Raw genomic sequence first — 11597 nt, forward strand, 5'->3', positions numbered from 1 at the left:
TGCCAAAAGGCAAAAGAAAAAAGAAAAAGGTGAACCAATTGGTTCACCTTTTTTTATGATCTATCCCACGTATTCCATCAAGGTCTGGAAAGAAACATGGCGGTTTTTAAACCTGGTATTGAGTTCTTCTTGCATCGCAGGAGCATGTTCCAGTTTGTAACTGTCATAGTCAGCTTCGCTGTCCAGCACAAACTGCAGGCAGTAAGTAACCCCTTCGTTTGGAGAATCCACCACCTTAAGCAGGCGGTTGGAAGCAAACTTACCCGTGGCCATAATTGCAGGTATATAGGCCTCCTGCGTCCAGGCGAGCCATTCATTAGCTGCAGCCTCTTCAAGTATGATGGTGATGTTATATAATAGCATAAAACAAAGATAAAATTATAAGTACAGATATCGGCTCACAGAATTATATCCTGATGGATATCGATGGTCATGGTATTTTAATTGTTACCGTAATCGACATTTAAGTTGAAAGAAATATCCTTATTTTGAAAAATACCGGGCAGACACAACAGGTAACAATGTTGGTGTATAACAGCAACGGATAATGGTGTTCCGTACTTTTGAACTATTAATGAGGACTAAATTTATACTTTATATATGCCTGTTATTTCCGCTGCTGTTTGCTTGCAAGCAACAGACTGGGAAATTAATTCCTGTAAACGATTTCTTCAAGTCACAGGAGCGGGTTGCTTTCGCCATCTCGCCGGATGGTAAAAACCTGTCCTACCTGAAGCTGATCAACAAGAAGCAGGAGCTCTTCGTGGAGCGTCTGGAAGATGGCAGCACGACACAGATCACCCGGCTGGATGATCATGTCATCGGCTACTACTCCTGGGTGAGTGATAATGAACTGATCTATTACAAGGAGAGCCAGGACAACAACAAGCAATCTTCGGTGTTTATCATCGACAAAACAGGGGGCAATGAGCGACAGCTTAATGAGAATGAGAAAAGCCGCCTGCGGGTGCTTAAAGACCAGCTCATCGACAACAAATACCTGTTGGTATCTTCCAATAAGAGGGATTCTACCGTTTTTGATGTTTATCGCTTGAACGTGCGTGACGGCAAGATGGAGATGGCCGTTAAAAACCCTGGTAACATCACCGATTGGATTACGGATGCAAGAGGACAACTTCGTTTGGCGATATCCAGCGATGGCGTAAATGAGACCCTGTTGTACCGGGAAAAAGAAAGTCAGCCATTTACGGCCATCCAGACCAACAGTTTCACCACCACCATCAAGCCGATCTCTTTTTCCGAGACGCAGCCAAACGTGATCTACGCCATCTCCAACATGAACCGCGACAAAAACGCGCTGGTGGAGCTCAACTGTAAAACCGGCAAAGAAACCAGGGTGCTCTTCGCAAACGATACCCTCAATGTGGTAGATGCCCAGTATTCCAGAAGAAAAAAGGGGATGGGCTTTGTAATTTGTGAAACCTGGAAAAAGGAAAAATTCTACCTCGATGATACCGTGAAGCAGTTTTACAGTAAGCTGGACAAGCTGCTGCCGGGCACAGAAAACCGGATCTTCGACCGTGATAAGAACGAAAACCTGTTCATTGTAAGGACCTTCACCGATAAAAATCCAGGATCTTACTACCTATACTTCGCCAACAAAGGACAGATCAAAAAGTTGAGCGACTTTAACGCTTCCCTCAAAGAACAGGACCTGGCAGAAATGAAGCCTATTTCCTATACTTCCAGAGATGGGCTGAAGATCAACGGCTACTTAACCTTACCGCTAAACAAACCCGCGAAAGACCTGCCAGTGGTTGTGCTGCCACACAATGGGCCTGGTTCACGTAACACCTGGGGATACAATCCAGAGGTGCAACTGCTCGCCAACCGTGGCTATGCCGTGTTCCAGATCAACTACCGAGGCTCATCGGGCTATGGTAAGGCCTTTATGACGGCAGGCTACAAGCAATGGGGCGGAAAGATCAATAACGACATCAACGATGGGGTAAAATGGCTCATCTCACAAGGTATTGCTGATGCCAAGCGGATTGCCATATATGGCACCGGACTGGGCGGCTATATCGCGCTGAACAGTATCTTCGCCAGTCCCGGTATGTACGCCTGTGCGGCTTCTAACTCCGGAGTCATCAACCTCTTCAGTTACCTGAAGTCGGTACCGCCATACCTTAAATCCAACTTACAGATGTATTATACCATCGTCGGCAATCCAGTTACCGATGTAGAATACATGCGCCAGGTATCGCCGGTGTTCCATGCGGAGAAATTCAATGTGCCGGTGTTCATCGCCCAAAGTGCAAATGACCCGAGGATAAACTCCGGGGAAGTGGAGCAATTCGTGAAGGAATTGAAGAAGCGCAAAGTCGACATCACTTATCTTGAAAAAAGCAGCGAAAGCTCTCCACTCGGAAATGAACATAGCAGGCAGCAATTGTACCTTGCCCTGGAACAATTTCTTGATATCAACCTGAAAAAGAAATAGCTTAGCGGGTAAATGACTGCAGATAAGAATAGCGGCTACCGTAAGAATTTTTCATTGATCATAACTTTTCTTATTCTGATCTCTGTATTTTTCGTGCTGTCTTTATTTCTCGCCTACAACTTCAGCAAGAAGTTCATCGAAAACGAATTTGTATCCGAGAAGGTCAATGTGCTCGAGGCGAGTATCAAGCCCTACAACGAGTTCTTCCAGAATAAACTGCCAGAAATATCTTACTACAATGGCTACCTGGATTCTGCAACCACATCCCGGTTTGTAGATACCCTGCTCTTGCAGTATCCCTTTGTTTCCAAGGTGATCTTCTACGATACAGAGGTTTCCACCAGCTCGGTACGTGACGGCTTGAACACCGGGCACTTTGCCATGGGGCCAAAGTACATTTACCAGTTTGGTAGTCTGGTTCCGATGGATTCCGTAAAGCTATTTTCCAGAAACGATCCCTCTTCTGCCATGCGCGGTGATGAATTTAATACCCTCGCCATTAAGCTGATCAACTACATCGAAACGCTCGACACCGCAAGGGCGCCAACAGCGGATGAACTTTTCAGTAACTTCAGTGTGGTACGTTCTAACAAGATCACCTACCTCAACATCCCGAGGTTTGAAGACCTGAAGGTTTATAAGCAGATGATGCAGCGCAAGCTCTCCACATCGCCGGTTTACCAGCAGGACATGCTTACCTTTTACCTGGATCCCAGCAAGATCCAGATCATCAACTCCAATCCAAAGCTCTACCAGAACATCCGGATTGAGCCTTTAACCTACGATCCGCTGGATACCTCCTCACAGTTCGTCACGACAGAGATCACGCTGCCTGGGCCATTTTCCGATTACAAGCTATACTTCATTTCGGCCCAGAGTTTTGTCGACAAAGCCATTTTCCGCTACTTTCTGCCCATCGCAATCGTACTGATGATCTTCTACGGGGTGCTGGTACTGGTCGGTTTCCTGATCTACCGGAACCTGAACATCAACCAGAAAATGTACAAGCTACAGTACGACTTCGTGAATAACCTCACCCACGAGTTTAAAACGCCGGTAAGCGTAATTAAAATTGCCGGAAACAACATCCGGAGTGCGGCGGCGTTAACCGAAAGAGAGCAGAAAATGTATGGTCGTATTCTGGATGAAGAAGCGGATAAGCTCAATGGCTTGATGAACAAATTGCTGGCCTTCACGCAGATCGAAAACAAGGCCATCCAGCTACACCAGGAGAAGGTGAATATTGTCGATTTCATTGAGAGTACCATTGAATCGCACCGACTTAAACACCCTGACTTCCATTTTACTTACGAAGTGAGTGGCTTTAAGAACTTTACCACCGACCCGGTGTTATTAGGAAGTCTGTTCGATAACCTTGCAGAAAACGCCTATAAATACTCTTCTCCGGACCAGAAATACCTGCATGTAAGTGCCAGGCAGATCAAAGGTAAGATCGTGCTGCGCTTTACAGATAAGGGAATAGGTATTCCCGCTCCGGAAATAAATAATATATTTAAAAAGTTTTACCGCGTGCAGAATCAGTATAACCAAAATGGAAGCGTGGGACTAGGACTTGCTTTCTGCAAGGAACTCGTGGTTTTCATGAAGGGCGAGATCAGCGTAAAAAGTAAGGTAAATAAGGGTACAGAGTTTAAAATTATACTACCATATAACGAATAATAAGATGTCTAAAGGGGTTAAAATACTAATTGTTGAAGATGATGAAAACCTGCGTTTCTTAGTTGTTCACCGCTTGAAAGCTGAAGGCTACGAAGTGCTGGAGGTTGGTGACGGCGAAACTGCAGAAAGGACCATCCTTACAGATAAACCGGATATTGTATTGTTAGATTGGATGCTTCCTGGCAAGCAGGGTTCTGAAGTATGCGAAAGCGTACGTCATCAGGGCTACGAAGGGCTCATCATCATGATGACCGCCAAAGCGCAGGACGTAGATAAAATTGATGCGTACAACTTCGGTGTTTCCGATTACGTAAGTAAACCGTTCAATATGGATGTACTCGTTGCCATGCTGGAAAGCAAAGTGAAGTTCCTGATCAATAACGATCGTTCAGAGATTCACCGCTTCGGTGATATGGAGCACCATCCGAACATCCATACCTTATACCGCCAGGGCAAAAAGATCGAGCTTACCATCCTGGAAAACAGGATCCTTTTATATTTTCTACGGAACCCGAACAAGGTGATCAACCGCGATGCGTTGATGCTGGAAGTATGGGGTTATAATTCTGATGTAAACACCCGCACCCTGGATATGCATATTGTAAGGCTCCGCAAGAAAATAGAGCTGAATCCGGATAATCCGCAGCTGCTGTTAACGGTAAGAGGCGTAGGCTACCGTTTTAACGGCGCCTAAGCCTTTTTAAGGATGTTTAAGCCCTTTTTAAAGTGAAGATGGTGATCTCCGGCAGAATACCCACCCTGCCGGGATAGCCAAGAAAACCGTAGCCTACGTTCACGTATAGCTGCTGATGTTTTTCCTGATACAAGCCTGCCCATTCTTTATAGATATACTGTACCGGGCTCCATTGCATGTTTTCGGCACGTACACCGAACTGCATACCGTGAGTATGTCCACTAAACATCGCATCAATCTGCGGATATTCCGTTAAAACCTGGTTACGCCAGTGCGAAGGATCATGCGAAAGCAACAGCTTCACCGGCAGATCATCCGTATCCTTTACCGCCAGATCCATGCGCCCGTATTTCGGAAAACGCCCCATGCCCCAGTTTTCAATACCCAGAACACCGATCTCTTCACCGTCAACTTTAATTCTGCGGTGTTCATTCATCAGCAGGTCCCAACCCATCAGCTCATGTGTTTTTATCACATCCTGCAGGTTTTTGGCCTTAGCGGCCGATGGTCCCTTGCCAAAGTGATAGTCGCCATAATCATGGTTACCCAGCGAAGAATAAACCCCTAGCGGCGCCTTTACCCGCGTAAAACTATCCTGATAGTCGCGCATCTCCGTCGCCATATCGTTCACCAGATCGCCGGTAAAAAAGATCATGTCGGGCTTTTCAGCAAGCAACATATCGATACCGCCATTCACCGCTTTTTTATTGTAGAAACTACCGGAGTGGATGTCGGTGATCTGGCCAAGGGTCAAGCCGTCAAATGCCTTCGGCAGATTCGGCAGGTACAGGTTACGGCGACGTACCTGATAGTCATATGCCCCCGAAATAATGCCCCAGCTTAAGGACGTTAGTGGCACTGCAGCAGCCACAAGCCCAGCTTTCACCAAAAATTCCGAACGTGGGATCGGGTTTCCAGGCAAGGGTTCCTTCACCGCGACTTCTTTCTTGCGCCTGAAAGTTTTGATGACCAGCCTGCGCAGATCATCGATCAGCAGGAAAGGAAGCATCACAAACTTACTTCCGCAGGTTAGAAAGAAAGCGACCAGGATTATTGCACGAAGCGTTAAAAACAAGTTTAAAAATATCCCTGCAAATACCCCTACGATCAGCAGCAGACTGTAGGTCCACCATGCAATGCCGAAGATCTTACGGGTACGGGGCTTCCAGTTCTTAAAGACAGCTAAAACCGCCTTGTAGAAGTAGAAGTCAAATGCAATCAGAAGTAAACACAGGGGAATCAGTACAGCAATTCTCCCCATATTATCTAAAGTCTAGATCATCCTCATCATCCATATCTACGTTGAACAAGCTTTCGAACATATCGGAAAAGCCGAAGCCGTTATCCAGGAACTCCTTGTTCAATTGCGAGAAGGCTGCCAAACCGTGCAACACAAACTCCATCATCAACAGACTCTGGTTGGCACTTAGCTTTGGATGCATGGTTTTTACCAGATCCTGCAAGCCATTCACCTTGCTCAGCTCCTTTTTATACTGCGCCGCATTCAACGAATCCGACAAGTCGCAGGTGCCACCTTCAGTAAACCATTCCACGATCGGGGCATAAGGATTAACTTTCTTGCTCTTTTTAGCTTTCTCCGGATCCGGGAAGTAACGGATAAATAACGTTCTGATGGCTTTTCCAATCAGGCTATTCGCCACATTGGCCGGCCCTTCCAGCTCACCTTCATAAACCAGCTCAATTTTTCCGGTAACTGCCGGAATAATGCCCGTGAAGTCAGATAAACGCACAAAGGTGCTTTTTTCGCGATTGATCAGCATCCTGCGTTCTGCAGTGCTCACCAGGTTTTCATAAGCAGAGATCGTTAACCTGGCAGATACACCAGACTTCTGGTCAATAAACTCACTGCGGCGTGCTTCAAAAGCCACCTGCTCCACAAGATCTTTCAGCAGACCATCTACTTCGATCATGCGTTGCTCTTGCGTTAACTTCGCTTCCTGGAAGGTGATCTTACGGGAAATGGCGATGTTCTTTGGATAGTGGGTGAGGATCTGACTCTCAATCCTGTCTTTTAACGGCGTTACAATAGAACCCCTGTTGGTATAATCTTCCGGGTTGGCGGTAAATACGAACTGCACATCCAGGGGCAAACGCAATTTAAAACCTCTGATCTGGATATCTTTTTCCTGCAGCATGTTAAACAATGCCACCTGTATACGTGCCTGTAAATCTGGAAGCTCATTGATCACAAAGATACTGCGGTGTGCACGTGGGATCAATCCAAAGTGGATTACCCGTTCATCGTTATAGGTCAGCTTCATGGTAGCCGCCTTGATCGGATCCACATCACCGATCAAATCCGCTACCGTTACATCTGGCGTCGCCAGCTTCTCGGTATAACGTTCCGAGCGATGTTGCCACTGGATCGGGGTATCATCACCCTTTTCCGCGATCAGATCGCGTGCATATAGTGAAATAGGATTCAAAGGATCGTCAAAGATCTCACTGCCGCTTACATAAGGGATGTACTCATCCAACAGGTTAACCATTAAACGGGCAATACGTGTTTTTGCCTGTCCGCGTAAACCCAGCAGCAGGATGTTGTGTCGGGAAAGAATTGCAGTTTGCAGCTCTGGAATTACGGTTTCGTCATAGCCCAGTACGCCTTCAAAGCCAGCTTCTTTATTCTGAAGCTGGGTGATCAGGTTTTTGCGTAGTTCATCTTTGACCGAACGTGATTGGTAGTCTGTGGCCTTCAACTGGCCGAGCGTTGTTATAGATTCGTGATTCATGTGGTCAGGTCTTTATCGGAATGTTTTTCTTCGATTTTTAATGTAGTCTTCAAATATATATTCTCCAAGTCCATTCAAGGAGCTGTAAAAGGCTTTTCCGCCGTTGGTTTGCGTAAATTCACGTACAAACTGCTGCAGGTATGGATCTTTTGCGATCATAAAAGTGGTAATTGGAATCTGCAGCCGCTTACATTGCGCCGCCATGTTCAGGGTTTTGTTGATCACCTTTCTGTCCAGCCCCATACTGTTCTTGTAATATCTGCCATTCTCCTTCAGGCAGGTCGGCTTGCCATCGGTAATCATGAAGATCTGCTTGTTGTGCGTTTTTCTTCTACGAAGGATGTCGGTTGCAAGCTCCAATCCTGCATAAGTATTGGTGTGATAGGGGCCTACCTGCAGGTAGGGCAGGTCTTTCACTTCAATTGGCCAGGCATCATTACCAAATACCACGATGTCCAGGGTATCTTTCGGGTAACGTGTCCGGATCAGCTCGGCCAGCGCCATAGCCACTTTTTTAGCTGGCGTAATGCGGTCTTCGCCGTACAGGATCATGGAGTGCGAAATATCAATCATCAGCACCGTAGAGGTTAGCGTCTTATAGTCCTTTTCCTCCACTTCCAGATCCCTTTCTGTCAGCGTAAAGTTGCCGATACCATGATTGATCTGGGCATTCTGTATGGATGCAGTCATGTCGATCTGGTCCAGGCTATCGCCGAAGGCAAACTCGCGCCGATCGGCATTCTTTTCTTCACCAAGCCCCGAAATGTTGCTGTTGTGATTACCCTTGCCTGCCTTTTTCAGCTTGCCAAAGATTTCTTCCAGGGCTGACTTGCGGATGGTCTGTTCCGTTTTCGCGGTAATGCTAATGGAGCCGGAAGGATCTTCCTTGATGTAACCTTTCTCTTTAAGTTCATCAATAAAATCACCCATGCCGTATTCATTGTTGGTCATCTTATATTTCTTATCCAACTCATTCATCCAGGCCAGGGTTTCACCCGCATCACCGGCAGTATAGTTGAGCAATTGGGTGAACAATTTTAATAGTTCCTCGAATCCACCTTTCTGAGGTGAATCACCGGGAACGAAATCGGAAAAATGATATCCTCTCATGGTAAAACAAACGAAGTTTCTAAGGTAAAAGTTTGTAAGGCGGAAATAATAAGAGCCCTGTCATATTTATGTTGCCTGATAAATTCGAATACTGGTAAAAAGTATTGATATTCCGTACATTGAGCCTGATTTATAACCAAACACCATGAAAAAATTATTACTGTTTACGGCGCTGTTGTGCTTATTTGCTGGTAAGGTAAAAAGTCAGGACAAAGAGGCGATCCTGAAGGTGCTGCATACCCAGGAACAGGCCTGGAATGAAGGGGATATCGACCGCTTTATGGAAGGCTATTTAAAAAGCGACTCGCTGATGTTTGTGGGCGGTAATGGTCCCACCTATGGCTACGAGACCGTAAAAGCCAATTACAAGAAAAACTATCCGGGTAAAAGCGGCATGGGTAAGCTAACTTTTACCATCAAAAAGGTGGAACTGATCTGTAGCGATACCGCGTTTGTAATGGGCGCTTTTCACTTGAAAAGAGATCAGGATGAGCCCAATGGACATTTCACCCTGATCTTCAAAAAGTTCAAAGATGGCTGGAAGATCGTTTCCGATCACAGCAGTTCAGGTTCAATGAACTAGCGGGGCAGGTTTTTGGCCAAAGCACGTTCCGCACGTTTAATGGCCAGCTTTTCGCGCCATCTTGCATATGGTGCTTTAAAGATCATCTTAATCACACTGTCTATACCACCTTTAACCACCAGGTTGCCGACACTCTGTGCTTTTCGTTTCAGGGATCTGTCCCATGCACGCAGGCTCAAGGAGAAAGAGCCATCCACATAGCGCATCCAGTGCCACATGCCACTAGGCATGAACAAGGTATCGCCATGCTCCAAAAACAATTCGTAGCCCTCAACACCTTCCAAGGCTGGAAATTTCTTCGTATCCGGATTGCTTACATCGTAATCTTCCAAGGCATAGGTTGCATTAGGGATGCAATACAAACGCCTTTTCCATTTGTTATCAAACAGGATGATGTGCTTTCTGCCACCAAAATGCGTGTGGAAGATGTGCGCCAGATCAATATCGTAGTGCAGGAAAGTCACAGATTTGGAACCACCAAAGAACATGGTCGGCATGCTTTCAATAAATCCGCCGGTCAGATCTTTTGGGATCACAATATCATCGACCATGCTCGGCGCATGTTTAAAAAGGTTAAACAAGAATATTCGAAGTTCGGTAGGTTTAGATTTAATCAGATCGAGGTAATCGCCGAACTTCATGCTTGCTACTGAGGCATTGATGGGCTTGCTTGGATCTGCTTTAGAATTGTCCATCAGGTTCACCGTAACATCACCTGCAATAGACTTCAGGTATGCTGTCGTCCACTTTTCCCGTGCAGGCCAGGATTTTGTAAGTCCCTTTATGATCAGTGGTTTGCCTGCTTCCAGATAGTTTTTCTTGAAGTCGGCCGGACTGATCTGTTCAACCGTATCAACAGGCTTAAGTTTAAAGCTCATATTTTAAAACTGTGTGTAAAGGCAAAGTTAACTTAAATATCTTTTCTGTAAACAGCGGAAATGTTGATGAAACATCATTAAAATGCGCTCGAAAATGATCCAGCTTTATCGCGGCGTTGACAAGGGGTTGACAGGGGGTTGACAAGGCCTTGACAAGGCTAGCGACAGGTCAACCCCGTGCCAAGCCCTTGTTTGTGCCTGCTCAACGTTTGGTCTTGTACAAAACTGGAATAACTTTAACTTCGTTGGAAAGTTTATCACCAGGTATGGCAAACATCAGCATTCAGGACCCTCAACTGTCGGAATTCCTCAGCAGGAAGTCGCCACATAGTCGTATGCTGTTCTTTCATTTGCTTGAAGCCTTTGATGAGATCGGTATGGTAGAGGCTTATGCCACGAAAACGATGGTTGGCTTCAGGCGGAAGCGGAACTTCTCTTATATCATTCAGTTTGGGAAAGGCTTTATTGACCTGGTGCTCCCTTTTAAGGAACCCTATGAGGATAACCTGTGTTTCCGGAAGATCAGCGCTTTACCTGGAGAAAGCACCTATAATCATCATGTGCGAATCATGGAGGTAGCGGACATCAATGAAGAAGTCCGCTTTTACATGAAGAAGGCCTTTGATCTGGCAGGCTAGGTAACATTTGCTTTGCGGATGTATTTTGAAAAGCGTGCTGGGAGCAATCTTTTGAACAAAACACCTTTTACTTCTTTGCCACCGATATAGACCTCTTCTTTCTTCTGATCTATGGCTTTCACGATCTCTGCGGCACATGCTTCCGGCGACATGCCATTTGCCTGTGCTTCATCCATGCTGCCTTGTGGTGTGCCATCAGCAGTTAAGGCGTTGATGGTGACATTCGTTTTGATGTAGCCAGGGCAAGCGATGGTAATGTGGACATTTTTATCATATACCTCAGAACGTAGGGAGTCAAAATAGCCATGTAGCGCATGTTTAGAGGCGGAGTAGGCAGAGCGGAGGCGGGTACCAAACTTGCCGACTAAGCTACTGATGCATACAATATGTCCGCCCCCTTGTGCGATCATCGTTGGAAGTACAGCTTTACTTAATGCAACCGTTCCCCAAAAGTTAATACGCATGAGTCTTTCTTCTGTAGCAAGGGTTGTGTCGATAGCCAGGCTGCGTTGACTGATGCCACCGCTATTGATCAACAAGTCTATACGGCCAAAGATCCTGATCGCGTCCGCTGCTTTTTGAGGCAGCATTTCCGTGTTTTCCAGGTCGAAGGATAATACATGCACCAGCGCAGGGTTCTTACAAGCCATCTTCACCCGGAAGAGTTCATCGCGGTTACGGGCAGAGATGATTAGCTTGGCGCCTTTTGCGCTATAATTATAGGCGAGTGCTTCTCCGATGCCGGAGGATGCGCCGGTGATCCAAACAACAGTATTCTTCATGGTCTTGGTTTATAG

Annotated in this window: 11 protein-coding genes; 5 read left to right on the forward strand and 6 right to left on the reverse strand. The window is 46.1% G+C overall.

Annotation, left to right across the window (positions count from 1 at the left end):
- Positions 1–60: 60 nt before the first annotated feature.
- Positions 61–363: a DUF4286 family protein gene (locus AC5WJX_RS07660; RefSeq protein ID WP_494484050.1), complete on the reverse strand. Its 303-nt coding sequence runs from the start codon at positions 361–363 to the stop codon at positions 61–63.
- A 211-nt stretch (positions 364–574) separates the two neighbouring features.
- Here AC5WJX_RS07660 and AC5WJX_RS07665 point away from each other — a divergent pair, with 211 nt between their 5' ends.
- The 3 genes from AC5WJX_RS07665 to AC5WJX_RS07675 are packed head-to-tail and all read left to right on the forward strand — an operon-like array spanning position 575 to position 4838.
- Entirely contained in the window at positions 575–2464 is a 1890-nt protein-coding gene (locus tag AC5WJX_RS07665) for a S9 family peptidase (RefSeq protein WP_494484051.1), read from the forward strand.
- A 12-nt stretch (positions 2465–2476) separates the two neighbouring features.
- Positions 2477–4144 (forward strand): sensor histidine kinase, encoded by a 1668-nt coding sequence (locus tag AC5WJX_RS07670; RefSeq protein WP_494484052.1) that lies wholly within the window; start codon positions 2477–2479, stop codon positions 4142–4144.
- A 4-nt stretch (positions 4145–4148) separates the two neighbouring features.
- Positions 4149–4838 carry a response regulator transcription factor gene (locus tag AC5WJX_RS07675; protein WP_440428286.1) on the forward strand — a complete coding sequence of 230 codons (690 nt, stop codon included), beginning with the start codon at positions 4149–4151 and terminating at the stop codon, positions 4836–4838.
- 16 nt (positions 4839–4854) lie between these two features.
- Here AC5WJX_RS07675 and AC5WJX_RS07680 read toward each other — a convergent pair whose 3' ends face one another.
- From AC5WJX_RS07680 to AC5WJX_RS07690, 3 genes are read right to left on the reverse strand one after another with little or no spacing between them, the layout of a single operon-like run.
- On the reverse strand, positions 4855–6099 hold the full coding sequence (locus AC5WJX_RS07680; protein ID WP_494484053.1) for a metallophosphoesterase: 1245 nt from the start codon (positions 6097–6099) through the stop codon (positions 4855–4857).
- A 1-nt stretch (position 6100) separates the two neighbouring features.
- Positions 6101–7591 carry a sigma 54-interacting transcriptional regulator gene (locus tag AC5WJX_RS07685; protein ID WP_494484054.1) on the reverse strand — a complete coding sequence of 497 codons (1491 nt, stop codon included), beginning with the start codon at positions 7589–7591 and terminating at the stop codon, positions 6101–6103.
- 12 nt (positions 7592–7603) lie between these two features.
- A complete protein-coding gene (locus tag AC5WJX_RS07690) occupies positions 7604–8701 on the reverse strand; it encodes a vWA domain-containing protein (RefSeq protein WP_494484055.1) in 1098 nt (365 codons plus the stop codon).
- Between the two features lie 145 nt (positions 8702–8846).
- Between AC5WJX_RS07690 and AC5WJX_RS07695 the strand changes: the two genes are divergently transcribed.
- Entirely contained in the window at positions 8847–9284 is a 438-nt protein-coding gene (locus tag AC5WJX_RS07695) for a YybH family protein (RefSeq protein WP_494484056.1), read from the forward strand.
- On the opposite strand, the gene AC5WJX_RS07700 is transcribed toward AC5WJX_RS07695, so the two are convergent.
- Entirely contained in the window at positions 9281–10162 is an 882-nt protein-coding gene (locus AC5WJX_RS07700) for a cupin-like domain-containing protein (protein WP_440428281.1), read from the reverse strand. The two genes, AC5WJX_RS07695 and AC5WJX_RS07700, sit on opposite strands and share 4 nt — an antisense overlap.
- 245 nt (positions 10163–10407) lie before the next feature.
- On the opposite strand from AC5WJX_RS07700, the gene AC5WJX_RS07705 reads away from it, so the two are divergent.
- The gene (locus AC5WJX_RS07705; RefSeq protein ID WP_494484057.1) at positions 10408–10800 is read left to right on the forward strand and encodes a DUF5655 domain-containing protein; all 393 of its coding nucleotides are present in this window, start codon (positions 10408–10410) and stop codon (positions 10798–10800) included.
- Here the strand turns inward: AC5WJX_RS07705 and AC5WJX_RS07710 are convergent.
- On the reverse strand, positions 10797–11582 hold the full coding sequence (locus AC5WJX_RS07710; protein ID WP_494484058.1) for an SDR family oxidoreductase: 786 nt from the start codon (positions 11580–11582) through the stop codon (positions 10797–10799). The genes AC5WJX_RS07705 and AC5WJX_RS07710 overlap by 4 nt on opposite strands.
- Positions 11583–11597 lie beyond the last annotated feature (15 nt).

Source organism: Pedobacter sp. NEAU-ZC8 (assembly GCF_059278965.1).